The sequence below is a fragment of the Bradyrhizobium sp. IC3123 genome, from assembly GCF_020193625.1.
GTDB lineage: Bacteria > Pseudomonadota > Alphaproteobacteria > Rhizobiales > Xanthobacteraceae > Bradyrhizobium > Bradyrhizobium yuanmingense.
The window spans coordinates 469,960-494,598 of record NZ_JADYVF010000003.1; the positions used below are offsets into that span (position 1 = coordinate 469,960).

21 protein-coding genes and 1 other RNA gene are annotated in these 24,639 nt (G+C 65.9%); 12 read left to right on the forward strand and 10 right to left on the reverse strand.

Going from position 1 to position 24,639, the window contains the following annotated elements:
• Positions 1 to 123 precede the first annotated feature (123 nt).
• The 5 genes from I6F20_RS12310 to I6F20_RS12330 form a co-directional block, all read right to left on the reverse strand.
• Entirely contained in the window at positions 124 to 948 is an 825-nt protein-coding gene (locus I6F20_RS12310; protein WP_225126366.1) for a TIGR00282 family metallophosphoesterase, read from the reverse strand.
• Positions 926 to 1,522 carry a 5-formyltetrahydrofolate cyclo-ligase gene (locus I6F20_RS12315; RefSeq protein WP_225126367.1) on the reverse strand — a complete coding sequence of 199 codons (597 nt, stop codon included), beginning with the start codon at positions 1,520 to 1,522 and terminating at the stop codon, positions 926 to 928. Before I6F20_RS12315 ends, I6F20_RS12310 begins: the two co-directional genes overlap by 23 nt.
• Before the next feature lie 189 nt (positions 1,523 to 1,711).
• Positions 1,712 to 1,872: non-coding RNA, 6S RNA (gene ssrS, locus I6F20_RS12320), on the reverse strand.
• A gap of 283 nt (positions 1,873 to 2,155) precedes the next feature.
• The gene (locus I6F20_RS12325; RefSeq protein WP_035998340.1) at positions 2,156 to 2,539 is read right to left on the reverse strand and encodes a cell division protein ZapA; all 384 of its coding nucleotides are present in this window, start codon (positions 2,537 to 2,539) and stop codon (positions 2,156 to 2,158) included.
• Positions 2,536 to 2,856 carry a DUF4164 domain-containing protein gene (locus I6F20_RS12330; RefSeq protein WP_020608063.1) on the reverse strand — a complete coding sequence of 107 codons (321 nt, stop codon included), beginning with the start codon at positions 2,854 to 2,856 and terminating at the stop codon, positions 2,536 to 2,538. The genes I6F20_RS12325 and I6F20_RS12330 overlap by 4 nt, the downstream gene beginning before the upstream one ends.
• 368 nt (positions 2,857 to 3,224) lie before the next feature.
• Between I6F20_RS12330 and tkt the strand changes: the two genes are divergently transcribed.
• From tkt to I6F20_RS12370, 8 genes are all read left to right on the forward strand, one after another.
• Entirely contained in the window at positions 3,225 to 5,210 is a 1,986-nt protein-coding gene (gene tkt / locus I6F20_RS12335; protein WP_225126368.1) for a transketolase, read from the forward strand.
• 148 nt (positions 5,211 to 5,358) lie between these two features.
• Positions 5,359 to 6,366: a type I glyceraldehyde-3-phosphate dehydrogenase gene (gap, locus tag I6F20_RS12340; RefSeq protein ID WP_225126369.1), complete on the forward strand. Its 1,008-nt coding sequence runs from the start codon at positions 5,359 to 5,361 to the stop codon at positions 6,364 to 6,366.
• A 182-nt stretch (positions 6,367 to 6,548) separates the two neighbouring features.
• Positions 6,549 to 7,745, forward strand: coding sequence for a phosphoglycerate kinase (locus I6F20_RS12345; protein WP_109142460.1), 1,197 nt, complete (start codon positions 6,549 to 6,551; stop codon positions 7,743 to 7,745).
• A gap of 39 nt (positions 7,746 to 7,784) precedes the next feature.
• A complete protein-coding gene (fba, locus tag I6F20_RS12350; RefSeq protein WP_035998315.1) occupies positions 7,785 to 8,852 on the forward strand; it encodes a class II fructose-bisphosphate aldolase in 1,068 nt (355 codons plus the stop codon).
• A 218-nt stretch (positions 8,853 to 9,070) separates the two neighbouring features.
• Positions 9,071 to 10,096 carry a class I fructose-bisphosphate aldolase gene (locus I6F20_RS12355; protein ID WP_225126370.1) on the forward strand — a complete coding sequence of 342 codons (1,026 nt, stop codon included), beginning with the start codon at positions 9,071 to 9,073 and terminating at the stop codon, positions 10,094 to 10,096.
• Between the two features lie 3 nt (positions 10,097 to 10,099).
• Complete coding sequence (locus I6F20_RS12360) at positions 10,100 to 10,789, forward strand: thiamine phosphate synthase (RefSeq protein ID WP_225126371.1); 690 nt, start codon at positions 10,100 to 10,102, stop codon at positions 10,787 to 10,789.
• An 8-nt stretch (positions 10,790 to 10,797) separates the two neighbouring features.
• Positions 10,798 to 11,871, forward strand: coding sequence for a tetratricopeptide repeat protein (locus I6F20_RS12365; protein ID WP_225126373.1), 1,074 nt, complete (start codon positions 10,798 to 10,800; stop codon positions 11,869 to 11,871).
• An 85-nt stretch (positions 11,872 to 11,956) separates the two neighbouring features.
• Entirely contained in the window at positions 11,957 to 12,748 is a 792-nt protein-coding gene (locus tag I6F20_RS12370; RefSeq protein ID WP_225111697.1) for an inositol monophosphatase family protein, read from the forward strand.
• Positions 12,749 to 12,891: 143 nt separating this feature from the next.
• Here I6F20_RS12370 and I6F20_RS12375 read toward each other — a convergent pair whose 3' ends face one another.
• From I6F20_RS12375 to I6F20_RS12385, 3 genes are all read right to left on the reverse strand, one after another.
• Entirely contained in the window at positions 12,892 to 16,053 is a 3,162-nt protein-coding gene (locus I6F20_RS12375) for a multidrug efflux RND transporter permease subunit (RefSeq protein ID WP_035998301.1), read from the reverse strand.
• Positions 16,054 to 16,237: 184 nt separating this feature from the next.
• The gene (locus tag I6F20_RS12380) at positions 16,238 to 17,431 is read right to left on the reverse strand and encodes an efflux RND transporter periplasmic adaptor subunit (RefSeq protein WP_085968706.1); all 1,194 of its coding nucleotides are present in this window, start codon (positions 17,429 to 17,431) and stop codon (positions 16,238 to 16,240) included.
• Positions 17,432 to 17,661: 230 nt separating this feature from the next.
• Positions 17,662 to 18,681, reverse strand: a complete 1,020-nt coding sequence (locus I6F20_RS12385) for an SAM-dependent methyltransferase (RefSeq protein ID WP_225126374.1) — start codon at positions 18,679 to 18,681, stop codon at positions 17,662 to 17,664.
• Between the two features lie 168 nt (positions 18,682 to 18,849).
• Between I6F20_RS12385 and I6F20_RS12390 the strand changes: the two genes are divergently transcribed.
• The 3 genes from I6F20_RS12390 to I6F20_RS12400 all read left to right on the forward strand — a co-directional run bounded on the left by I6F20_RS12390 (position 18,850) and on the right by I6F20_RS12400 (position 21,485).
• Positions 18,850 to 19,863 (forward strand): flagellar motor protein MotA, encoded by a 1,014-nt coding sequence (locus I6F20_RS12390; RefSeq protein ID WP_225126376.1) that lies wholly within the window; start codon positions 18,850 to 18,852, stop codon positions 19,861 to 19,863.
• 147 nt (positions 19,864 to 20,010) lie between these two features.
• Positions 20,011 to 21,039 carry a peptidoglycan -binding protein gene (locus tag I6F20_RS12395; RefSeq protein ID WP_036021776.1) on the forward strand — a complete coding sequence of 343 codons (1,029 nt, stop codon included), beginning with the start codon at positions 20,011 to 20,013 and terminating at the stop codon, positions 21,037 to 21,039.
• Positions 21,039 to 21,485, forward strand: coding sequence for a GNAT family N-acetyltransferase (locus I6F20_RS12400; protein ID WP_225126377.1), 447 nt, complete (start codon positions 21,039 to 21,041; stop codon positions 21,483 to 21,485). Before I6F20_RS12395 ends, I6F20_RS12400 begins: the two co-directional genes overlap by 1 nt.
• Positions 21,486 to 21,516: 31 nt before the next feature.
• On the opposite strand, the gene I6F20_RS12405 is transcribed toward I6F20_RS12400, so the two are convergent.
• Complete coding sequence (locus I6F20_RS12405) at positions 21,517 to 23,367, reverse strand: ABC transporter ATP-binding protein/permease (RefSeq protein WP_225126379.1); 1,851 nt, start codon at positions 23,365 to 23,367, stop codon at positions 21,517 to 21,519.
• A gap of 197 nt (positions 23,368 to 23,564) precedes the next feature.
• Here I6F20_RS12405 and rpmE point away from each other — a divergent pair, with 197 nt between their 5' ends.
• Positions 23,565 to 23,792 (forward strand): 50S ribosomal protein L31, encoded by a 228-nt coding sequence (gene rpmE, locus I6F20_RS12410; RefSeq protein WP_027573780.1) that lies wholly within the window; start codon positions 23,565 to 23,567, stop codon positions 23,790 to 23,792.
• A gap of 205 nt (positions 23,793 to 23,997) precedes the next feature.
• Here the strand turns inward: rpmE and rcdA are convergent, their stop codons facing one another.
• Positions 23,998 to 24,507 (reverse strand): protease adaptor protein RcdA, encoded by a 510-nt coding sequence (rcdA, locus tag I6F20_RS12415; RefSeq protein WP_035998279.1) that lies wholly within the window; start codon positions 24,505 to 24,507, stop codon positions 23,998 to 24,000.
• Positions 24,508 to 24,639: the final 132 nt, after the last annotated feature.

A 24,639-nucleotide genomic window follows, 5' to 3' on the forward strand; every position in this document is an offset into this window, starting at 1 on the left:
AATGACTGTTGACTTCCGCTTGTAGCCCAAAGCGGAGTTCCCTTGTTGCGCGTCGATGTCCGCTGCTGAGGGCAAAGTTGATATAATCGTCCGGAGACGACACCGGGTGATTTCGCTCGCGCTTCAGCTCAACCAGAATTTCGGCGTCGTCGGCTCCAGCCTTCCACCCACGCGCACCGGCGCGATCTTGAGCGCGAGCCCTGTCGCATCGTCCGTTTCCACGGCGACGCCGCTGAGCGTCGCGGCGCCTGCGGCCGGCTCGAAGCGGCCGGACGGAATTCCTGATGTGAACCTCCGCAGCGGCTCTTCCTTCTGCATGCCGATGATGGAATCGTAATCGCCGGTCATGCCGGCGTCGGTCATGTAGGCGGTGCCGCCTGACAGGATCTGGTGGTCGGCGGTCGGCACATGCGTGTGCGTGCCGACGACGAGGCTGGCGCGGCCGTCGCAGAAGAAGCCGATGCCCTGCTTCTCGCTGCTCGCCTCGCAATGGAAGTCGACGACGATGGCGTCGGCGGCGACACCGAGCGGACAGGCGCCAAGCTCGCGCTCGAGCGCGGCGAAGGGATCATCGAACGGGGTCATGAAGACGCGGCCCAGCGCGTTGACGACGAGGGCGTGCTTGCCGTTCTTGGTCTCGACCAAGGCGGCGCCGCGGCCGGGCGTGCCGCGCGGATAGTTTGCGGGGCGCACCAGGCGGTCGGCGCGCTCGATGAAGACGAGGGCCTCGCGCTGGTCCCAGGAATGATTGCCGAGCGTCACCGCATCGGCGCCGGCCTCGAGAAACTCCTGGTAGATCGCTTCCGTGATGCCGAAGCCGCCGGCCGAATTCTCGCCGTTGACGATGACGAGATCGAGCGACCAGTCCTTGACCATGCCGGGGAGATATTCGGAAACGGCCTCGCGTCCGCTGCGGCCGACGACGTCACCCACGAAGAGAATGCGCAACTTCAGAACTCCGGAAATCGAACACGTCCGATTCCGTTAGCACATAATCCAGCGCCACGTCGTGGCATAGTGCCGGAACCGCCTCGATCTCCTGCACTGCAAACGCAACGCCGATGCCGACGATGTGCTTGGTTTTGCGCAAATGCGCAAAGGTGAAATCGTAATGCCCGGCGCCATAGCCGATGCGATGGCCGAGGCGGTCGAAGGCGGCGAGCGGCGTCAGCATGATGTCGGGAATGACTTCGGCCGCAGCAGGTGAAGGTTCGGGAATGCCGAGCGGGCCGAGCATCAGGCGGTCGTTCGGATGGAAGATGCGGAAGATCAGCGACTGGCCGCGCGCGGTGACGCAAGGCAGCGCCAGCCTGGCGCCCTCTTCCGCGAGCCTCGCAAGCAGCGGCATCGGATCGATCTCGCTGCGGATCGGCGAATAGCCGGAGACGATGCTGCCGGGCAGCAGCTTGAACGGCAGCCCACGCTTGGCGAGCTTTGCGGCGGCAGCGATGCGTTTCTTCTCGCTCAGCGCATCGCGCTTGGCGAGGGCTTTGGCACGGAGCTCGGCTTTGGAGTTGGGCATGCGCTTTGGTCCCCACGTCATCACCCGCCTTGTGCGCCCTTGCGCACTGGGGCGGGTGATCCAGTATTCCAGAGGTGGTGGTGATTCACACAAGGTCCGCGGCGTACTGGATTCCCCGCCTCCGCGGGGAATGACACCTGTTGAATTGGCCGCAGTCGTTTCAACAAGCACAAACCAAGCAAACGAAAGTGCGAAGCCGCGAACGCCGTTGAAGCACTCGATCCCGGAGTTCCCTACGAAAGTAGGTGGGCACCATATGTCCGAGCCCACGGGCCCGGCCAGGGACAGTTCCCTAAAGGATCGATAAGGCCCCGGGGATATATGGCTCCTGACGCACGTCGCAGCCTCGCGCAGGCAATGTAACAACTGTACTGACGAATCGCCAGTGCGACGAGAGTGCGGCTTCCGCTGCGCGCTTTCTTACCCTCCCCTGGAGGGGTCCGGGACGAGCGAAGCTCGCCCGTGGGTCGGCTCACATGGAGCGCAGCGAAATGTGAGACGGGGTGGGGTAATCTCTCCCCACGGGCACTGTTCGTGTGGAGAGATCACCCCACCCCGCTCGCGCTACGCGCGATCGACCCTCCCCCTCCGGGGCCCTCCAGGGAAGGGTAAGGGCACGGCTCCTATCGAGCTTCAGCCGATCGCGATGCCGTTCCCCACCGTCCGGTTCAGGACCTGGGTCGATTTCTCGATGCGCTCGGCGGCGGCGTTCAGCGCGTTGACCACCGCGGTCTGCGTCATCCTGGCGCGCTCGACGGCGGCATTGCGGAAATCCCTGAGCTCGGTCAATTCCTGCTCAAGGGTGCGGACGCGGTTGGTGGTGTCGATCAGCTCATCACACACGGTGAGCGCAGCCATGACGGTGAGGCGCGCATCGCCGATCTCGCCGAATTTTCCGCGCAGCGACTGGATGCGCGTCTCCAGCGTCTCGGCGAGCTTGAGCAGCCGCACCTCCTGGCCCTCCTCGCAGGCCATGCGATATTGCCGGCCGTTGATGGTGACGTTGATGTGGCTCATCCGTCCTCTCCGGTATCGAGCACCGAGCGTATCGTGACGATCGCGGAATCCAGCCGGTCAGAAATCTCGCGATTGGTGCGCTCGAGCTTGCGTGCCTTCACCAGCGCGCCGTCGAGCTCGTCGGCAAGACGCGAGCGATCCGCGCCGAGCGCCTGGATGCGCGCCGCAAGCTCGTTCTCGTCGCGATCGGCATCGCGACGCCGCTCCACCGCACTTTCGAGCGCATCGAGCGCCGCCATGAGTCTGCGGGTCGCAATCTCGATCTCGACGGCGGACGACTCCGTCATGGCGGAACTGTTGGATACGCGATCGTTCATGCAGTCAGCGGCGGAACCTGGCGGCCTTTGCCCAGTGGCCTTTCCCTGGAGCTTGCCGTCCGGCAAAAGACTCGGTTCGGCAAGCGGTTAGAAGCAGAAATTTACAAAGCAAGCTAGCCAAGCGCAACGCCGCCGCAAAACTATGCACTGTTCAATCGGGACGACGTGTCGCTGCGTCGCTTCCGCCCGGCGCGATCCCGGCGGAAAACCGATGTCCACACAGGCAACTTTTGCGGCCAAACCGGCGTTCGATTGCCTTGGACTCCCGGAACCGAGGTGCTATCCCAGCGCCAACCTTCAGTGGCCGCCAGGCTTCTCCCCGCGCGGGCAACCATCGCCAAGCGCTTCATTTCAGACGGATTTCAGACATGACGCAGGTCGATCACACCCGTATGGCCAACGCGATCCGCGGCCTTTCGATGGACGCTGTCGAGAAGGCGAAATCGGGCCATCCCGGCCTGCCGATGGGCGCCGCCGACATCGCCACCGTGCTGTTCACGCAGTTCCTGAAATTCGATGCCGCCGCGCCCGCCTGGCCGGACCGCGACCGCTTCGTGCTCTCGGCCGGCCACGGCTCGATGCTGCTCTATTCGCTGCTGTATTTGACCGGCAATGCCGAGATGACGCTGGACCAGATCAAGCAGTTCCGCCAGGTCGACTCGCTGACCCCCGGCCACCCCGAGAACTTCCGCACCAATGGCATCGAGACCACCACCGGCCCGCTCGGCCAGGGCATCTCGACTGCGGTCGGCATGGCGCTGGCCGAAAAGATGCTCGCCGCCGAATTCGGCAAGAAGATCGTCGACCACCACACCTATGTGCTCGCCTCCGACGGCGACCTGATGGAAGGCGTGTCGCAGGAAGCGATCGCGATGGCCGGCCACTGGAAGCTCAACAAGCTGATCGTGCTCTACGACGACAATGGCATCTCGATCGACGGCCCGACCTCGATCTCCGATTCCGTCGACCAGGTGAAGCGCTTCAAGTCGGCGGGCTGGGCGGCCGAGAAGATCGATGGCCACGACCAGGCCGCGATCGCCGATGCGATCACGCGCGCGAAGAAATCCAGCAAGCCGACGCTGATCGCCTGCCGCACCACGATCGGCTTCGGCGCGCCGCACAAGCAAGGCACCTCGAAGGTGCACGGCGAGGCACTCGGCGCCGACGAGCTCAAGGCTGCCAAGGAAAATCTCGGCATTTCACTCGAGCCGTTCGCGGTCGCCGACGACGTGCTGAAGGCATGGCGCGCGGCCGGCAGCCGAGGCGCCGCGGCACGCCAGGAATGGGAAGCGCGGCTCGGTGAGCTCGGCAGCCGCAAGCGCGCCGAGTTCGAGCGCCGCCTGCGTCATGAGCGTCCGGCTTCGCTCGCCAAGGCCGTGCGCGCCTACAAGAAGGAGCTGCTGGAAAAGCCGATGATTGCGGCGACCCGCAAATCCTCTGAAGCCGTAATCGAAGTGATCGCCGGCGCCATGCCGATGGAATTCCTGGCAGGCTCGGCCGACCTCACCGGCTCCAACAACAACAAGGCGAAGTCGGCGACCGCCTTCTCGGCCAAGACGCCGAAGGGCCGCTTCATCCATTACGGCATCCGCGAGCACGGCATGGCCGCCGCGATGAACGGCATTTTCCTGCATGGCGGTTTCGCACCGAACGGCGCGACCTTCCTCGTCTTCACCGATTATGCGCGTCCGGCGATGCGCCTTGCCGCGCTGATGGGCGCCGGCGTCGTCTACGTCATGACTCATGACTCGATTGGCCTCGGCGAAGACGGCCCGACCCATCAGCCGGTCGAGCATCTCGCAGCGCTCAGAGCCATTCCCAACATGCGCGTGTTCCGTCCCTGCGATGCCATCGAGGTCGCTGAGTGCTGGGAGCTCGCGCTCAACCGCGTCGATGGCCCGACCGTGCTGGCACTGACGCGGCAGAACCTGCCGCAGCTGCGGACCACCGCACCGAACGACAATCCCTGCGCGGCTGGTGCCTACGAGTTGGTCGCCGCCCAGGGCGAAGCCAAGGCGACGCTGTTCGCCTCGGGCTCGGAGGTCGAGATCGCGGTCGCGGCCCAGAAACAATTGGCGGAACGCGGCGTCGCTTCGCGCGTTGTCTCCGTTCCCTCGCTGGAGCTGTTGTTAGCGCAACCAGAGGCCAAGCGCGCCGCCATCATCGGCAACGCGCCGGTGAAGATCGCGATCGAGGCCGCCGTGCGCTGGGGCTGGGACGCCGTGATTGGCCAGGATGGCGAATTCATCGGCATGCATTCGTTCGGCGAAAGCGGCCCTGCCAAGGAGCTTTACAAGCATTTCGGCATTACCGCCGAGGCCGCGGTTAACGCTGTGCTGAAGCGCGTTTCCTGAGAGTTGAGCTTGCCGCAAAAAAGGACTACCTAATCTCCCATATGATCAAGCACCGCCCGGCCGAACCGGGCGTCCGCCCCTAAAAAACCCTCGCAGGCGCGTATAGCGCGTTGTGCGGGATGACAACGGTCATTGAAGGAGACGAAACATGGCAGTCCGCGTCGGAATTAACGGTTTTGGCCGCATCGGCCGCAACATCCTGCGGGCTATCGCCGAGTCCGGCCGCAAGGACATCGAGGTCGTCGGCATCAACGACCTCGGCCCGGTCGAGACCAACGCTCATCTCCTCCGCTTCGACAGCGTCCATGGCCGCTTTCCCGGCACCGTCACCGTCGACGGCGACTCCATCAGCCTCGGCAACGGCAAGATCAAGGTCACCGCCGAGCGCGATCCCTCGAAGCTGCCCTGGAAGGATCTCGGCGTCGACATTGCGATGGAATGCACCGGCATCTTCACCTCGAAGGACAAGGCTAGCGCGCATCTGACCGCCGGCGCCAAGCGCGTGCTGGTCTCCGCGCCCGCCGACGGCGCCGACGCCACCATCGTCTACGGCGTCAACCACGACACGCTGACCAAGGATCACCTCGTCGTCTCCAACGGCAGCTGCACCACCAACTGCCTTGCGCCGGTTGCCAAGGTGCTGAACGATCTCGTCGGCATCGAGACCGGCTTCATGACCACGATCCACGCCTATACCGGCGACCAGCCGACGCTCGACACGATGCACAAGGATCTCTACCGCGGCCGCGCGGCGGCGATGTCGATGATCCCGACCTCGACGGGTGCTGCGAAGGCGATCGGCCTCGTGCTGCCCGAGCTGAAGGGCAAGCTCGACGGCGTCGCGATCCGCGTGCCGACCCCGAACGTCTCGGTCGTCGACCTCAAGATCCTCGCCAAGCGCGCCACCGACGCCAAGGAGATCAACGCGGCGATGAAGCGCGCCAGCGAGCAGCAGCTCAAGGGCATCCTCGGCTACACCAATGCGCCGAACGTCTCGATCGACTTCAACCACGACCCGCACTCCTCGACCTTCCACGAGGACCAGACCAAGGTGCAGAACGGCACGCTGGTGCGCGTGATGTCCTGGTACGACAACGAGTGGGGCTTTTCGAACCGCATGGCGGACACCGCCGCCGCGATGGCGAAGGTGATCTGAGGGAAGCCAAGGTGCTTCCTCACTGGATTGGCATCCCTGGCGTCATACTGTTGATCGCGATGATCGCGTACGGATTTCGCCGGGGCCTCGCAGTGAAGTCTCCGAAAGACGGTGGAGGGAGCGGCGACCACGGCCATTCGCCTCCCCCCGATTCCGACACTCCGACGCACGGATGATGAACGATGCCCGCTAAATTCCGCACCCTCGACGACGTCGACGTGAAGGGCAAGCGCGTGCTGCTGCGCGTCGACCTCAACGTGCCCATGGAGAGCGGGCGCGTCACCGACGCCACCCGGCTCGAGCGCGTGGCGCCGACCATCACCGAGCTCGCCGACAAGGGCGGCAAGGTCATCCTGCTCGCGCATTTCGGCCGGCCGAAGGGACGCGACGCCAAGGACTCGCTCAAGCCCGTCGCGGAGGCGCTGGCGAAGGTGGTGAAGAAGCCCGTCGCGTTTGCCGAGGATTGCATCGGCGAGCCCGCGGCCAAGGCGGTCGCCGGCCTGAAGGATGGCGACATCCTGTGCCTGGAAAACACCCGCTTCCACAAAGAGGAAGAAAAGAACGATCCCGCCTTCGTCGCGGAACTCGCGAAGCTCGGCGACATCTGGGTCAATGACGCGTTCTCGGCCGCGCACCGCGCCCACGCCTCGACCGAAGGTCTCGGCCACAAGCTGCCGGCCTATGCCGGCCGCACCATGCAGGCCGAGCTGGACGCGCTGGAGAAGGCGCTGGGCTCGCCGAGCAAGCCCGTGATCGCCATCATCGGCGGCGCCAAGGTCTCGACCAAGATCGACCTGTTGGAAAACCTCGTCACCAAGGTCGACGCGCTCGTGATCGGCGGCGGCATGGCCAACACCTTCCTGCACGCGCAGGGCGTTGCGGTCGGCAAGTCGCTGGCCGAGAAGGATCTTAGCCCCACCGCGCTGCGCATCATGGAGAAGGCGGAAGCCGCCAATTGCGCCATCATCCTCCCGGTCGACGCCACCGTCGCCTATCACTTCGCCGCCAACGCGCCGTCGCATGCCTATGGACTCGATGCGATCCCGGCCGACGGCATGATCCTCGACGTCGGCCCGCAATCGATCGCGCGCGTCCATGCCGCGATCGACGATGCGGCGACGCTGGTCTGGAACGGCCCCCTGGGCGCATTCGAGATGCAGCCGTTCGACCGCGGCACGGTCGCGGCCGCCAAGCACGCCGCCGAGCGCACCAAGGCCAAGAAGCTGATCTCGATCGCGGGTGGCGGCGATACCGTCGCGGCGCTCAACCAGGCCCATGTGGCCGGAGACTTCACCTATGTGTCGACCGCCGGTGGCGCGTTCCTTGAATGGATGGAAGGCAAGCCCCTGCCCGGCGTTGAAGTTCTGCGTAGCAAGTAATCAAGCGGCCTTTGAGGCCCCAACGGGAGACAAAGACAGATGGCTCGGATCACGTTACGTCAATTGCTCGACCACGCGGCGGAGAACGATTACGGCGTACCGGCCTTCAACATCAACAACATGGAGCAGGCGCTGGCCATCATGGACGCGGCCAACCAGGTCGACGCGCCCGTCATCATCCAGGCCTCGCGCGGCGCGCGCTCCTACGCCAACGACGTCATGCTCAAGCACATGATGGACGCGGTGACCGAGATCTATCCGCACATTCCGGTCTGCGTTCATCTCGACCACGGCAACGAGCCGGCGACCTGCATGACCGCGATCCAGGCCGGCTTCACCTCGGTGATGATGGACGGCTCGCTCAAGGCCGACGGCAAGACCCCCGGCGACTGGGGCTACAATGTCGGCGTCACCAAGACCGTCACCGACATGGCCCATCTCGGCGGCATCTCGGTCGAGGGCGAGCTCGGGGTGCTCGGCTCGCTCGAGACCGGCATGGGCGACAAGGAAGACGGCCACGGCGCCGAAGGCAAGCTTAGCCACGACCAGCTCCTGACCAATCCGGACGAGGCCGTGAAGTTCGTCCAGGAAACCAAGGTCGACGCGCTCGCGATCGCGATGGGGACGTCGCATGGCGCTTACAAGTTTACCCGCAAGCCCGACGGCGACATCCTCGCCATGAACGTGATCGAGGAGATCCACCGCAAGCTGCCGAACACGCATCTCGTCATGCACGGCTCCTCCTCGGTGCCGCAGGATCTGCAGGACATCATCAACGCCTATGGCGGCAAGATGAAGCCGACCTGGGGCGTGCCGGTGGCCGAGATCCAGCGCGGCATCAAGAACGGCGTGCGCAAGATCAACATCGACACCGACAACCGCATGGCGATGACCGGCCAGATCCGGAAAGTTCTGAAGGATAACCCGGAAGAGTTCGATCCGCGCAAGTACCTGAAGCCGGCGATGGAAGCCATGACCAAGCTGTGCAAGCAGCGCCTGCAGGAGTTCAACACCGCAGGCCAGGCCTCCAAGATCAAGAAGGTGCTGACCACCGCCGAGATGGCCAAGCGCTACGCCAAGGGCGAGCTCGATCCCCGGGTCGCCTAAGGCCTCCGTCACATCCTCCCGTCATTCCGGGACACGCGAAGCGTGGGCCCGGAATCCATAACCACAGCCTGGGGTTATGGATTCCGGGCCTGCGCCTTTCGGCGCATCCCGGAATGACAGAAAGACCCTTTACCCTGCGACGAACGATAACTCGGCAATTGCCCGAGAACGGTCTATTTTCACGGGCAAGGGCAGAATCGTTTTGGGAGGACCTCTCGATGAATCTGACTAAGCTCAACAAGATCGCGACCGCCATGGTGGCGCCCGGCAAGGGCATCCTTGCTGCCGACGAATCCTCCGGCACCATCAAGAAGCGCTTCGACGCCATCGGCGTGGAATCGACCGAGGAGAACCGCCGCGACTATCGCGAGATGCTATTTCGCGCCAAGGACGCCATGAGCCAGTACATCTCCGGCGTGATCCTCTATGACGAGACGATCTGGCAGAATGCCAAGGACGGCACGCCGCTGGTCAAGCTGATCGAGCAGGCCGGCGCCATTCCCGGCATCAAGGTCGACGAAGGCACGCAGGCCTTGCCGATGTGCCCGGGAGAGCTCGTCACGGTCGGGCTCGACAGGCTCGCCGAGCGGCTGAAGAAATATTACGAGCGCGGCGCACGCTTTGCCAAATGGCGCGCGGTGATCGACATCGGCAGCGGCATCCCCTCGATGACCGCGATCAGCGTCAACGCCCACGCGCTGGCGCGCTATGCTGCGCTGTGCCAGGCCGCGCAGATCGTGCCGATCGTCGAGCCGGAGGTGCTGATGGACGGCGACCACGACATCGAGCGCTGCTATGAGGTGACGCAACGCGTGCTCAACAAGACCTTCCAGGAATTGCGCGTGCAGCGCGTGGCGCTGGAAGGCATGGTGCTGAAGCCGAACATGGCGATCTCAGGCAAGAAATGTCCGAAGCAGGCCTCGGTCGAGGAGGTCGCGGAGAAGACGATACGGCTGCTGAAGGCCTGCGTGCCGGCGGCGGTGCCCGGCATCGCCTTTCTGTCCGGCGGCCAGTCGGACGAAGAGGCGACCGCGCATCTCAACGCCATGCACAAGCTCGGTCCGCTGCCCTGGGGCCTGACCTTCTCCTACGGCCGCGCGCTGCAGGCCGCGCCGCAGAAGGCCTGGTCGGGCAAGCCTGAGAACGTCGCGGCCGGCCAGCGCGCCTTCAGTCATCGCGCCCGCATGAACGGCCTCGCCTCCAAGGGCGAATGGCAAAGCAGCCTGGAACAGAAGGCAGCCTAGACCTTGTCGAACAAACCGCCTCCGCCGCGCCCGGCGCCGCGTCTCTATCTCGCGACGCCCGTCGTCGATGATCCCGCGACGCTGGTCGCCGAGCTGCCGGGGCTGATCGCGTCCGCCGACGTCGCCGCCGTGCTGCTGCGGCTGAAGGAGACCGATCAGCGCGGCATGATCTCGCGCGTCAAGGCCTTGGCGCCGCCGGTGCAGAAGGCGGGCGCCGCACTCCTCGTCGACGGCCACCCTGATATCGTCGCGCGCGGCGGCGCCGACGGCGCGCACCTGCCCGGCATCGCCGCGCTGAAGGAGGCGCTGCCGTCGCTCAAGCCAGATCGCATCGCCGGTGTCGGCGGGCTGACGACGCGGCACCATTCCATGGATGCCGGCGAGATGGGCGCGGATTACGTGCTGTTCGGCGAGCCCGATGCGAAAGGCCAGCGTCCCTCGGCGCAAGCGATCGCCGAGCGGCTCGACTGGTGGGCCGAGCTGTTCGAGCCGCCCTGCGTCGGCTTTGCCACCACGCTGGACGAGGCCTACGATTTCGCCGCCAGCGGCGCCGATTTCGTGCTGGTCGGCGACTTCATCTGGGCCGATCCGCGCGGGCCCAAGGCCGCGCTGATCGAGGTCGATGCCGCGATCAAGAAGGCCCATGCGACGGCGCAGGCCGGCCAAGATCCTGCGGGCCAGGAGCACGGCTAGCGCCCGACATGAAGCTCCCGTGCATCACCATGCTCGCCACGCTGCTGCTGACAGTGCCCGCGGCCGCGCAGCTGCAGATCACCCCGCCGGCGACGACGCCGAGCGCACCGGCAGAGAAGCAGAAGCCAAAGCCGCCCGCCCCTGCCAAGAAGAAGGAGGCAGCACCGGCGCCGAAGCCTACGGCATCTCCCAAGCCGTCCGCTTCGCCCAAGCCGGCAACCGTGATCCCCGCGCCGCCGTCCGACGATCCCAACGTCGACCTCGTGTTCGGCGCCTATCAGCGCGGCCAGTACAAGACGGCGTTCGAGCTCGCCACGGTGCGCGCTCAAGCCGGCGATGCCAAGGCGATGACCATGCTCGGCGAGCTCTATTCCAACGCCATGGGCATAAGGCGCGACTACGTCAAGGCGGCCGAATGGTACAAGCGCGCCGCCGATGCCGGCGATCGCGAGGCGATGTTCGCGCTCGCCATGCTGCGCATCTCCGGCCGCGGCGGCCCGGTCGACAAAAGCGAGGCGGTCAGGCTGATGGCCTCCGCCGCCAAGCTCGGCGAGCCCAAGGCGGCCTATAACCTCGCCCTGCTCTATTTGGACGGCCAGACGCTGCCGCAGGACGTCCGACGTTCGGCGGAACTGCTGCGCCAGGCCGCCGATGCAGGCCTGCCCGAAGCGCAATACGCGCTCGCGACCTTCTACAAGGAGGGCACCGGTGTGCCGAAGGACCCCGAACGCGCGGTGCGACTGCTGCAGGCCGCCGCGATCGCCGACAATGTCGATGCCGAGGTCGAATATGCCATCGCGATGTTCAACGGCACCGGCACGCCGAAGAACCAGCCTGCAGCCGTCGCCCTGCTTCGCAAGGCCTCACGCCAGGGCAGCGCGATCGCGCAGAACCGGCTGGCCTGGGTGCTGATCAACGGCGTTGGCACGCCCGTGGACAAGATCGAGGGCTTCAAATGGCACCTGGTGGCCAAGACGGCCGGCAAGGGCGACCCCGAGCTCGACAAGCAGCTCTCCGATCTGCCGGCCGATGACCGCGCCAAGGCCGAGGCCGCCGCCAGGAAGTGGCTCGGGTCCAAATGACTTGACGCGGGGCCCCTCACGGGGCACCCAATCCCCCAAACAGGCGCGTTTCCGCGCCCCTCTCCCCGATCAAGACCAGAAGCATATGCTGTATTCCGCAACTATCAACGTCATGGTCAAGGCGGCGCGCCGCGCCGGCCGCAGCCTCAAGCGCGATCTCGGCGAGATCGAGCATCTCCAGGTCTCGCTGAAGGGGCCGGCCAATTTCGTCTCGCTCGCCGACAAGCGCGCCGAGGAGATCCTCTACCAGGACCTCGCCAAGGCCCGGCCCGGCTACGGCTTCATCGGCGAGGAAGGGGGCAACCGCGAGGGCACCGACAAGAGCCACACTTGGATCGTCGATCCCTTGGACGGCACCACCAACTTCCTGCACGGCATCCCGCAATTCGCGATCTCGATCGGGCTTGCGCGCGAGGGCACCGTGATTGCGGGCGTGATCTACAACCCCGCCAATGACGAGCTCTACATCGCCGAGCGCGGCAAGGGCGCCTTCCTCAACGACCAGCGCCTGCGCGTCGCCGGCCGCCGCCAGCTGAGCGAATGCGTGGTGGCCTGCGGCCTGCCCCATATCGGCCGCGGCGACCACGAGGAATTCCGCCGCGAGATGACCGCGATCCAGGACCGCGTCGCCGGCTTGCGCCGTTTCGGCGCTGCCTCGCTCGATCTCGCCTTCGTCGCCGCCGGCCGGCTCGACGGTTATTGGGAGCGCGATTTGCAATCCTGGGACATCGCCGCCGGTATGCTGATGGTGCGCGAAGCCGGCGGTACCATCAGCGATATCGCAACGCCGGGCGACCCGCTGGTCACCGGGCACGTCGTGTGCGGGAATGAGTACGTGCACGGGGAGCTGGTGAAGATCTTGCGGAAGCCGGCTTAAGGCGGAAGCTCGCGCTCCACATTCCCCTGTCATTCCGGGGCGCGCCTCTTGGCGCGAGCCCGGAATCCATTGATCCTCGTCAATGGTGGCCCGCTGGATTCCGGGCTCGTGCTTCGCACGCCCCGGAATGACGGACCGGTACGTCAGTGGCCTGTGTGCGCCCGCGCCGGTCGGCCGTGCGCTTCAGCTTCCCGCGCCGCCTTCGGCTCGCGATCACCCGCCAGCACGCGCTGCACCGAGACGAAGAACACCGGCACCATCAACAGCGCCAGGATCACCACCGCGATCATGCCGCCCATCACCACGCTGCCGAGCGCCTGCTGGCTGGCGCCGCCGGCGCCGTGGGCGATGGCCATCGGCAGCACGCCGCAGATGAAGGCAAGGCCGGTCATCAAGATGGGGCGGAAGCGCAGGCGGCAGGCTTCGATGGTGGCTTCGACCAGCGGCTTGCCTTCTTTCCGCAGATCCTTGGCGAACTCGATGATCAGGATCGCGTCCTTTGCGGCGAGGCCAATGATCGTGATCAGGCCGACGGTGAAATAGACGTCGTTGGGCAGGCCGCGCAGCATAGCGGCAGTGACCGCGCCGACGATGCCGAGCGGCACGGTGAGCAGCACCGCGAGCGGAATGGTCCAGCTCTCGTAGAGCGCGGCGAGGCACAGGAACACCACGAACACCGACAGCGCCAGCAGGAACGGCGCCTGCGAGCCCGACAGCTTCTCCTGCAGCGACTGTCCGGTCCATTCATAGCCGAAACCGCGCGGCAACCGGTCGGCGAGCCGCTCCATCTCGGCGATGGCGTCGCCCGAGGTGAAGCCGGGCCTGGCCTCGCCGGAGATGCGCACCGCCGGATAATAGTTGAAGCCGGCGATCTGTGTCGGGCCGCGCGCCCATTCGATCGTGGTGAAGGACGAGAACGGCACCAGCTGGCCGCGGCTGTTCTTGACGTTGTAGTTGAGGATGTCCTCGGCCCGCATGCGGTCGCGCGCGTCCGCCTGCACCACGACGCGCTGCATGCGACCGCGGTTCGGGAAGTCGTTGATGTAGTTCGAGCCGAGATTGGTCGAGATGGTGTTGTTGATGTCCTCGAAGGTGACGCCGAACGCGCCGGCCTTCTCGCGGTCGATCATGAGATTGACCACGCCCGCCTCGGGCAGGCCTTCGATATAGACCTTCTGCAGCACCGGGCTGGCATTGGCCTCCGCGATCAGCTGGTCGGCGGCGCGCATCAATTGCTGATAGCCCTTCTGGCCGCGATCCTGGAGGCGGAACGAGAAGCCGGACGAGTTGCCGAGATTGTCGATCGGCGGCGGCTGCAGCGCCGAGATTTTTGCGTCGCGGATCGACGAGCCCAGGTCGCGGTTGACGTCGTTGACGATCGCGGCAGCGGAGTCCTTCGGCCCGCGCTCCGACCAGTCCTTCAGCGTGATGAAGGCCTGGGCGGTGTTCATGCCCTGGCCGGAGAAGCTGAAGCCGGTGAGGAAGGTGACGTTGTCGACGCCCGGCCGCGCGGCGAGATATTTTTCGACCTTCTCGATCACGGCCTCGGTGCGGGCATAGGACGAATCCGAGGGCGTCTGCACGTCGGTGGTGATGAAGCCCTGGTCGTCGACGGGCAGGAAGCCGCCGGGCAGGTTGACGAAGGCCCAGGACAGGCCGACCAGCAGCGCGGCATAAACCAGCATCAAGCGGCCGGTGCGATTCAGCGAAAAGCCGACGGTGCGCGAATAGCGTTCCTTGACGCCTTCGAGCATGCGGTTGAACCAGCCGAACACGAAGTTGGTCGAATGACCGTGCCCCTTTGCCACAGGCTTCAACAGCGTCGCGCACAGCGCCGGCGTCAACGACAGCGCCAGGAAGGCGGAGAAGCCGATCGCGGCGACCATGGTGACGGAGAACTGGCGGTAGATGATGCCGACCGAGCCCGGGAAGAACGCCATCGGCACGAACACCGCCATCAGCACCAGCGTGATGCCGATGATGGCGCCGGTGATCTGCGACATGGCTTTCCGCGTCGCTTCCTTCGGCGGCAGGCCTTCCTCGGCCATGATGCGCTCGACGTTCTCGACCACGACGATGGCGTCGTCGACGAGGATGCCGACCGCCAGCACCATGCCGAACATCGAGAGCATGTTGATGGAATAGCCGGCGAGCAGCAGCGTGGAGCAGGCGCCCAGCAGCGCCACCGGGACCACGATGGTCGGAATGATGGTGTAGCGGATGTTCTGCAGGAACAAGAACATCACCACGAACACCAGCACCACGGCTTCGACCAGCGTCGTCAGCACCTTTTCGATCGAGGCCTCGACCACAGGCGTGATGTTGTAGGGGATCTCGTAGGTGATGTTGGCCGGGAAGAAGCGCGACAGCTCCTTCATCTTCGCTTCGACCGCGCTGGCGGTCGCCAGCGCATTGCCGGTCGGCGACATCAGGACCGACAGGCCCGCCGTCGGCTTGCCGTCGAGGCGCGTGTTGAACTGATAGCTGAGGCCGCCGACCTCGATCCGCGCGACATCGCGCAGGCGCACGGTCGAACCGTCGGCGTTGGCACGCAGGATGATGGCGCCGAACTCGTCGGGCGAGGAGAGCTGGCCCTTGACCAGCACCAGTGCCGAGGTGCGCTGGTTCGAGGTCGACGGCTCGGCGCCGATGCTGCCGGAAGCGACCTGCGCGTTCTGCGCGGTGATGGCCTTGTTGACGTCGTCGGCGGTCAAGCCATAGCCGACCAGCTTGGCCGGATCGACCCAGACACGAAGCGAGCGCTCGGTCGAGTACAGCGTGGCGCGGCCGACGCCGGGAATGCGGCGGATCTCGCCGAGCACGTTGCGGATCATGAAGTCGCCGAGGCCGACTTCATCCAGGCTGCCGTCAGTCGAGTTCAGCGTGATGATCTGCAGCACTGCGCTCGAGGCTTCCTCGATCAGGATGCCCTGCTGCATCACCGCGCGCGGCAGGCGCGCCTCGACGCGCTTGATGCGGTTCTGGACCTCGACCGAGGCGGCACTGGTGTCGGTGCCCGGCTGGAAATTGGCGATGATCTCGACCTGGCCGAGCGAGTCGCTGGTCGATTCGAAATTGAGGATGTTGGCGGCGCCGTTGAGCTCCTCCTCGATCAGCCGCGTGACGCTATTGTAGAGGTTTTCCGGCGAGGCGCCGGGATAGCTGGTCGAGACCGAGATCGAGGGCGGCGCGATGATCGGATATTGCGCGATCGGCAGCAGCGGCACCGCGATCGCGCCGATCAAGCAGATGAACAGCGCGACCACCCAGGCGAAGATCGGCCTGTCGATGAAGAAACTCGGCATTGGCCGTTTTATCCTCGTTGTTCGGTTAGACCCTCATGGTGAGGAGCGCGGAACGCGCGCTCCGGACGATGCCGCGCATCGCCGCGAGAACCATGAAGGCCCGGCTCTCTCCCGCGGCCATCCTTCGAGACGCCCGCTTGCAGCGGGCTCCTCAGGTTAAGGACGACACTTGCTGCGCGGAGCGTTACCGCGTGAGCTGCTGAGCGTGCCGGTTGTCTGCGGTCGCTTCCGCCTCCGACCAGGATTGCGGCTTGACCTTGTCGCCGGCCGCGAATTTCTGGAAGCCTTCGACCACGACCTTGTCGCCGGACTTCAGGCCTTCGGTGATGAACCAGAGGCCGTCCTGCACCGAGCCGGTGCGCACCGGCTGCACCGCGATGTGATTGTCGTCCTTGACGACGAACACCTCGCTGCCGCCGCCGCCATTGCGCTGGATCGCCTGCTGCGGCACCGCGATCGCATCGGAATCGAGACCCTGGTCGATGCGGACCCGGACATACATGCCCGGGAGCAGCTCGCGCTTGGGATTGGGGAACTCGCCGCGCAACGTCACCTGCCCGGTGTGGGCGTCGACCTTGGCGTCGGAGAACAGCAGCTTGCCGTCGAGCGAATAGATGGTGTTGTCGTCGAGCACGAGGCGCACCTTGGCGGCATCGGCGGCGATGCGATCGAGGTCGCCGGTCTCGAAGGCGCGGCGGAGCTGGTTGAGCTCGGTCACCGACTGGGTAAAGTCGGCATAGATCGGATCGAGCTGCTGGATGGTGGCGAGATTGGTCTCGTTCTGCACGGCGAGCGCGCCCTCGCTGACGAGGGCCGCGCCGACCACGCCGTCGATCGGCGCACGCACAGTGGCGTAGTCGAGATTAAGCCTGGCCCGCGCGAGCTCGGCCTTGCGGCCCTCGACCTCGGCATGGGCCTGGCGTTCGGCCGCAATCGCCTTCTCGTTCTCGGCTTCGGGCGCGGCGCGATCCCTGGTCAGGGTGGCGATACGATGCGCCTGCTGCTTGGCCTGCGCCAATGCCGCTTCGGCCTTCGCCAGCGCGGCCTCGTTGGCCATGACCTCGACCTCGAACGGGCGCGGATCGATGCGGTAGAGCGGATCGCCGGCCCTGACCTCGCTGCCCTGGCGGAACAGGCGCTCTACCACGATGCCGGACACGCGCGGCCGGACTTCGGAGACCCGGGTCGGGGCGATGCGGCCCGGCAGCTCGCGCACCACGGCGCGCGGCTGCGGCTTGACGATAACGATGCTGACGTCAGGGGCAGGCGGCTGGGCGGCGGACACCGCGGAACTGGATTCCTCGCAAGCACCCAGCAGCGGCGCAAGGGCCGCGAGCATCATTGCAACGCATGCCGATCGCGCTCGAATTCCAAACATGAAGTGGGATGCCCCGATTGTTGAAACTGATCATGCTCGCGCGAAGCCCGTTCTGGACCTTTTGCACGCGGCTGATGCCGCCAAAATAGAATGCATCTGCTGCGATGCAACGCATGGCGCGGGCGGCTCATTGTCACACAGCTTATCCCGTTGAAATCAGAAGGCTTTTGCGGTGTAACTTGATTGTGAATCTAAGTTCCACCGGCGCGTGCTGCGGCGGAACACCGCAATTACTCGGCGGCCTTCATCCGGTAATGGCTGACGCCCCATTCTGTTCCGTCGGCGTAACCGAACAGGCCCGAGGTCGCGAGCAGGAACCAGCGCCAGCGACGCATCCAGAGAGCGGTCTCCTCGCCGTGGACCCCGTGCAAGGAGGCTTCGATGGCCTCGCGATGGGCATCGAAATTGGCCAGCCAGTCGTTGGCGGTGCGCTGGTAGTGCGTGCCGCTCCAGCACCATTCCTTCTCGATGGCAAAGATATCGTCGAACTGCCTGACGAGGTGATGGCTCGGCATCAGCCCGCCTGTGTAGACGTATTGCGCGATCCAGTCGTCGCGATCGGCCGGGTCAGGCAGATGCGAGCCGGACCGGTGGGTGACGACGTGCATGAAGAACCGTCCCTCCGGCGCGAGCCATGACCGCACGCGCGTCATCAGCTTGCGCCAGTTGCTCATCCGCTCGAACATCTCGACCGAGACGATGCGGTCGAACTGGCCATCGGGCGCGAACACGTTCATGTCGGCCGTGACCACGCGCAGATTCAGCAGCCCGCGCCGCCGCGCCTCCTCCTCGACGGAGGCGCGCTGCGCCTGCGAGGCCGCGACCGCCGTCACCGTCGCGTGCGGAAATTGCCGTGCCATCCACAGCGACAGCGAGCCCCAGCCACAGCCAAGCTCCAGAATGGCCTGGCCGTCGGCCAGGCCGGCATGCTCGACGGTCTGGCGCAGCGCCTCCTCCTCCGCCTCCCGCAAGGTGGTCGCGTCGGTCTTGTAGAAGCAGGAGGAGAATTTGCGTTTGGGGCCGAGCAAGTCGGCGAAGAAGGCCGCGGGCACCTCGTCATGCCCCGCTGCCGCGCCCTCGGCGATCGGCCGCAGCATCATCCGCCCGGCGAAGGCGGCATCGTCGCCGAGGCCCAGCCCGGACAGGCGCGTCGCCATGCGGGAGCACAGGCGCTGGATCGCGGCGCGGATCACCACGTCCGGCAGCGGCACACGCTCGGCAGTCCCGATGATCGCGGAAACGACGCTCATGCGCCCCCCGAATGGCGAACTTCTGCAGAGACCTGCTTATCAAAGCACCGCTTCCGGTCCGGGTTCCCCGAGCTGTCCCCGAAATCGGCGCATCCGGCGCTTTTTTTGGGCCGGCGCTGTGCCATAGTGCGCGCCGCAAGCAAGCTTTACGTAACGGATGATACCGGCATGCGGTCTGGCACTTCCCGATCCACCATGGACATCGAGTACACCAAACTGTCCTCGCCCAGCGTCTTCCTGGTGCGGATGCTGGTCTTCCTGGTGCTGTGCACGCTGGTGAGCGTGGTGCTCTACAAGCAGATCGTCCAGGCCTTCTTCGCCAATCCCGGGCTCAACGCCCTGATCGGGGGGGTGCTGTTCATCGGCATCATCCTGGCCTTCCGCCAGGTCGTCCGGCTCTATCCCGAAGTCTCCTGGGTCAACAATTTCCGCGTCGCCGATCCCGGCCTGGCGCCGGCCCGCCATCCCAAGCTGCTGGCGCCGATGGCTGCGATCCTCGGCGGGGAGCGCTCGGGGCGGATGACCATCACCCAGACCACGATGCGGCACCTGCTCGATTCGATCGCGACCCGCCTGGACGAGGCCCGCGACATCTCCCGCTACATGACCGGCCTCTTGGTCTTCCTCGGCCTGCTCGGCACCTTCTGGGGCCTGATCGAGACGGTGGGCTCGGTGGGCAAGGTGATCGACGGGCTCAAGGTCGGGAGCGATTCCGGGGCGCTGTTCGACACGCTGAAGGAAGGCCTCGCCGCCCCGCTCGGCGGCATGGGCATCTCCTTCTCCAGCTCGCTGTTCGGCCTTGCCGGCTCGCTGATCCTCGGCTTCCTCGATCTGCAATCGAGCCAGGCGCAGAACCGCTTCTACACCGATCTCGAAGACTGGCTCGCCACCACAGTGCGCGAGTATGGCAACGGCGAGGCGCCTGTCGCGACCGGCGGCGGCGTCGCCAGCGGCGAGCTTCAGGCCGCGGTCGAACGGCTGCGGTCCGTGCTCGAGGAAGGCAGCGCCGGCCGCGGCACCACCGCGGCGATGGCGAGCCTTGCCGAAGCCATCCAGGCGCTGGTCTCGCACATGCGCACCGAGCAGCAGATGATCCGCGAATGGGCCGACGGCCAGGGCGAGCAGAACCGCGAGATCCGCCGCCTGCTGGAGCGGATCGCGCGCCAGCCCGAGAAGAGTTGAGACGGTGTTGTGCCCCGGACGCGACGCAGCATGAAATGATGCATCGCTGAGCCGGGGCCCAGCGTCAGGGACAAGATGGGTCCCGGCTCTGCGCAGCAGCGTTGCACGCTGCACCGCGTCCGGGACACAAGAGTGGAGACGGATGACATGGCCCTTGCCCGCGCCCGCCGCAGCGAAGGCGGTCTCAACTACTGGCCCGGCTTCGTCGACGCGCTGTCGACGCTGGTGCTGTCGATCGTGTTCCTGCTGTCGGTGTTCCTCGTGGTGCAGTTCTTCCTGTCGCAGGAGGTCACCGGCAAGGACAAGGCGCTGGAGCAGCTCAACGCCAAGATCGCTCAGCTCAACGAGCTGTTGTCGCTGGAGAAGCTCGGCAAGCTCACCCTCGACGACCAGGTCTCGTCGCTGAAGGCCGGGCTCGCCTCGGCCGAGTCCGAGCGCGACCGCATCAAGGGTCTCTATGACGGCTTGGCGGCCGCGGGCAATGATGCGCAAGGCAAGACCGCCGAGCTCGGCAAAGCGCTGGACTCCGAAAAGGCGGTCTCGGCGCGGGCGCTGGCGCAGATCGAGGTGCTGAACCAGCAGATCAGCGCGCTGCGCCGGCAATTGGCGGCGCTGGAGGAGGCGCTCGATGCCTCCGAGAAGCGCGACAAGGAATCGCAGAACCGCATCGCCGACCTGGGCTCTCGCCTCAACGTCGCCCTGGCGCAACGCGTGCAGGAATTGTCGCGCTACCGCTCGGAATTCTTCGGCCGGCTGCGCGCCATCCTCGGCAACCGCCCCGACATCCGCATCGTTGGCGACCGCTTCGTGTTCCAGTCCGAAGTGTTCTTCGACACGGGACAGGCGGTGCTGCTGCCCGAGGGCCGCGCCGAGCTAGACACCTTGGCAGCGGCGCTGATCGAGCTCGACAAGAAGATCCCGAGCGACATCCCCTGGGTGCTGCGCGTCGACGGCCATACCGACGTGCGGCCGGTGAGCGGCGCGAACTTCAGGTCGAACTGGGACCTGTCCGCGGCGCGCTCGATCTCAGTGGTGCAATATCTGGTCTCGCTCGGCGTGCCCGCCCAGCGCCTCGTCGCGGCCGGCTTCGGCGAATTCCAGCCGCTCGATACCGGCAACACCGAGGAGGCCTACAAGCGCAATCGCCGCATCGAGCTGAAGCTGACGGAGCGGTAGTGAGCGCGCTCCACCTCCGCCTTTACCGACCCGAAGACGAAGCCGTCGCGATCGATCTCTGGCATCGCACCTGGCAGCAGGCCTATCCGCAGATCGACTTCGCCGCACGGCTCGAATGGTGGCGCGAGCGCTGGCTGAGGGATCTGGTGCCGAAGGCCCAGATCGTGGTGGCGGAGCAGGACGGCGCGCTGGTCGGTTTCGTCACCATCGACGGCGAAGGCTATCTCGACCAGCTCGTCGTCGATCCCGCGCATTGGGGCTCCGACGCGGCAAGGCTGCTGGTGGACGAGGCCAAGCGCCTGTCGCCCTCGGGCGTCACGCTGCTCGTCAACAAGGACAATGCCCGCGCGATCCGCTTCTACGAGCGTAGCGGCTTCGCCCATGCGGGCGACGACGTGAACCCGACCTCGGGGCGGCCGGTGTTGAAGATGGTGTGGAAGGCGTGAGGTCCCCGGTACTTTCCGCCGTGTGAGGCGTCTACGCGCCCTCGAACTGCAGCCGCGCCAGCCGCGCATAGAGCCCGTTCGCCGCGACGAGCTCGGCATGCGTGCCCTGCTCGACGATCCGGCCCTGGTCCATCACCAGGATGCGGTCGCAGGAGAGCACGGTGGCGAGGCGGTGGGCGATGACGAGCGTGGTGCGGTGGCGCATCAGCTCTTCCAGCGCGGTCTGCACCAGCGTCTCGCTTTCGGCGTCGAGCGCGGAGGTGGCTTCGTCCAGCAGCAACAGCGGCGCGTCGCGCAGGATGGCGCGTGCGATCGCAATGCGCTGGCGCTGGCCGCCGGAGAGCGTCACGCCGCGCTCGCCGAGCGCAGTCTCGAAACCTTCAGGCAGGCGGCGGATGAATTCGGCGGCATGGGCGAGCTCGGCGGCGCGCTCGACCTCGGCATCGGTCGCATCGGGCCGGCCGAAGCGGATGTTCTCGCGGGCGCTCGCGGCGAACACCACGGATTCCTGCGGCACCAATGCGATGCGCGCGCGGAAATCGCCGGGGTCGGCGGACTTGACCGGCACGCCGTCGAGCAAGATCGTCCCGCTGCGCGGATCGTAGAAGCGCAGCAGCAGATGAAAGATGGTGCTCTTGCCGGCCCCGGAGGGACCGACGATCGCGACCTTCTCGCCGGGGCGCACGGTGAACGACACCGCGTCGAGCACCTTGACGTCGGACCGCGCCGGATAGGCGAAGCTGACCCGATCGAAGCCGACCTCGCCGCGCGCCGGCACCGGCAGCGCAAGCGGCGTCGCAGGCGCGGTGATCTCGGGCTTGACGTGGAGGATCTCGAACAGGCGCTCGGCCGCGCCCGACGCCGCCGAGACCTCGCCCCAGACCTCGCTGAGCTGGCCGAGGCCCGCTGCGGCAAACACCGCATACAGCACGAACTGACCGAGCCGGCCCGGCGTGATCGCACCGGTGAGCACGTCATGCGAGCCGATCCAGAGGATGGCGACCACGCTTGCGAACACGATGAAGATGATGATCGCCGTCAGCACGGCGCGGGCCTGGGTCGAGGTGCGCGCGGCTTCATAGGCCTGCTCGACCTCGCCGCCGAAACGCTTCTCGGCAAATTGCTCGCTGGTGTAGGCCTGCACGGTGCGGATCGCGCCGACCAATTCGCCCGCATAGGCGGAGGCGTCGGCGAGCGTGTCCTGCGCATTGCGCGACAGGCGCCGCACCCAGCGCCCGAACGCCACCAGCGGCAGCACGATCAAAGGGATGGCCAGCAGCACAAAGCCCGAGAGCTTCGGGCTGGTGATCACCATCATCGCCGTCGCGCCCAGGAACATCATCAGGTTGCGCAGCGCGATCGAGACGGAGGCGCCGACGGCCGATTTCAGCTGCGTGGTGTCGGCGGTGAGGCGCGAGATCAATTCGCCACTGCGCGCGGAATCGAAGAAGGCGGGGGAGAGCGACAGCAGATGGGCGAAGACGTCGCGCCGGAGATCGGCGACGATGCGTTCGCCGATGCTCATCACGAGGTAGTAGCGCGCGGCACTGGCGATCGCGAGCACGGCGACGACCGCGAGCATCACCGAGAAGTAGCTGTTGATCAGCTCGATGCCCTCGGGCGTCAGGCCGAAATCGATCATCCGGCGCACCGCAACCGGCACCAGCAGCGTGGTCAGCGCGGCGATCGTGAGCGCGACGAAGGCCAGCGCCGCGCGACCGCGATAGCGGATCACATACGGCGCGAGCGCGAGCAGCGGCCGCAGCTTGGCGCGGCCCTTGGCCGGCGCTTCGATCAGCTCGGCCTCGATCGAGGGATTGTCCGCGGCGTTCATTGCGGGCCGTTCGACATCGTGGTCATCCAGCCGTTCCACTGCGCTCATGAGATCCGACCCGTTGCATTGATCTGCTCCCAATAGGCCGGTGCAGGAGTAGTGGCAAATCCGGGAAGTCCCTTAGGGGCAAACCCGGTCCAGCGCGCGGGCATGGCTTGTTTTGCGGGGTTTCGTGAGGTATAGAGCCGCCCAAATCCGTCATTCGCGAGCCACCCAAGAAGGCGCCGGAGCGCCGAGGAATTGCCATGAAAGCCGAAATTCACCCGAATTATCATACGATTAAGGTCGTCATGACCGACGGAACCGAGTACCTGACCCGCTCGACCTGGGGCAAGGAAGGCGACACGCTGAACCTCGACATCGATCCGAAGTCGCACCCGGCCTGGACCGGCGGCTCCGCCCAGATCATGGACCGCGGCGGCCGCGTCTCGCGCTTCCAGAAGAAGTTTTCGGGCTTTCTCAAGAAGGATTGAGCCGGCCGCAAGGCTGGAGATGAAAACGCCCCCGGGAGACCGGGGGCGTTTTTGTTTTGGGGCTGTCATTCCGGGGCGCGACGAAGTCGCGAGCTACGATGCGCAATTGCGCATCTGAGAATCCATAACCTCGATCGGGAGTATGGATTCCGGGCCCGCGCCAAGAGGCGCGTCCCGGAATGACGATTGGAATTGTTGATAGACCCTACCGCTCGAACGCGGCCTTCAGCGCGTTGAGGTGCGGCACCAGCGGGTTGCCGATCGTGGCCTGCTCGGCCGGCGGGGTGTGGATCGTGCTGTCGAGGCGGCGGACGCGGGTCTGCAGGCTCATCGAGCGATGGATCAGGTCCTGAAGCTGCGCGGGCAGCTTCTCGATGGTGTCGGCGGGACCGGGATCGGCGGCGGTAAGCTTGACCTTGGTCTTCTCGCGATTGGCCTGGCTTAGCGTCATCTCGCCTTCCTTGACCGCGCGGTGCAGCAGCAGCCAGGAGGCGAGCTGCATCAGGCGCGTGGTGAGGCGCATGCTCTCGGTCGCATAGGTGAGGCTGACGGCGCGGTCGAGCGCCTTGGCCTCAACGCGGCCGGCGCCGTCGAGATAGGCGGCGGTCTCCTCGACGAGGTCCATGCCCTCACGGAACAAATTGCCGAACGCCGCAGAATTGGTGAATCGCTCACTGAGCTGAACGAGCGCGCCGTCGGCCTGCAAACGTTCCATGGTTAACGCCTCTTACGCAACTGTTTGACTGCCCGGCTTTGCCGCCGGCTTATGATGAACAAATCATTGCGCGGGCGGGACGCGGAGTCCAGTGACAAGCGCGGATATGGTTTCCGCGGGTCAATCCTTTCG

Bases quoted from the DNA above. Each gene is read 5' to 3' on its own strand.
- fba (WP_035998315.1), top strand. From the start codon at position 7,785: ATGGCTCGGATCACGTTACGTCAATTGCTCGACCACGCGGCGGAGAAC.
- gap (WP_225126369.1), top strand. From the start codon at position 5,359: ATGGCAGTCCGCGTCGGAATTAACGGTTTTGGCCGCATCGGCCGCAAC.
- rpmE (WP_027573780.1), top strand. From the start codon at position 23,565: ATGAAAGCCGAAATTCACCCGAATTATCATACGATTAAGGTCGTCATG.
- I6F20_RS12330 (WP_020608063.1), bottom strand. From the start codon at position 2,856: ATGAACGATCGCGTATCCAACAGTTCCGCCATGACGGAGTCGTCCGCC.
- I6F20_RS12365 (WP_225126373.1), top strand. From the start codon at position 10,798: ATGAAGCTCCCGTGCATCACCATGCTCGCCACGCTGCTGCTGACAGTG.
- I6F20_RS12315 (WP_225126367.1), bottom strand. From the start codon at position 1,522: ATGCCCAACTCCAAAGCCGAGCTCCGTGCCAAAGCCCTCGCCAAGCGC.
- I6F20_RS12375 (WP_035998301.1), bottom strand. From the start codon at position 16,053: ATGCCGAGTTTCTTCATCGACAGGCCGATCTTCGCCTGGGTGGTCGCG.
- I6F20_RS12355 (WP_225126370.1), top strand. From the start codon at position 9,071: ATGAATCTGACTAAGCTCAACAAGATCGCGACCGCCATGGTGGCGCCC.
- rcdA (WP_035998279.1), bottom strand. From the start codon at position 24,507: ATGGAACGTTTGCAGGCCGACGGCGCGCTCGTTCAGCTCAGTGAGCGA.
- I6F20_RS12370 (WP_225111697.1), top strand. From the start codon at position 11,957: ATGCTGTATTCCGCAACTATCAACGTCATGGTCAAGGCGGCGCGCCGC.
- I6F20_RS12325 (WP_035998340.1), bottom strand. From the start codon at position 2,539: ATGAGCCACATCAACGTCACCATCAACGGCCGGCAATATCGCATGGCC.
- I6F20_RS12395 (WP_036021776.1), top strand. From the start codon at position 20,011: ATGGCCCTTGCCCGCGCCCGCCGCAGCGAAGGCGGTCTCAACTACTGG.
- I6F20_RS12345 (WP_109142460.1), top strand. From the start codon at position 6,549: ATGCCCGCTAAATTCCGCACCCTCGACGACGTCGACGTGAAGGGCAAG.
- I6F20_RS12405 (WP_225126379.1), bottom strand. From the start codon at position 23,367: ATGAGCGCAGTGGAACGGCTGGATGACCACGATGTCGAACGGCCCGCA.
- I6F20_RS12385 (WP_225126374.1), bottom strand. From the start codon at position 18,681: ATGAGCGTCGTTTCCGCGATCATCGGGACTGCCGAGCGTGTGCCGCTG.
- I6F20_RS12390 (WP_225126376.1), top strand. From the start codon at position 18,850: ATGCGGTCTGGCACTTCCCGATCCACCATGGACATCGAGTACACCAAA.
- tkt (WP_225126368.1), top strand. From the start codon at position 3,225: ATGACGCAGGTCGATCACACCCGTATGGCCAACGCGATCCGCGGCCTT.
- I6F20_RS12380 (WP_085968706.1), bottom strand. From the start codon at position 17,431: ATGTTTGGAATTCGAGCGCGATCGGCATGCGTTGCAATGATGCTCGCG.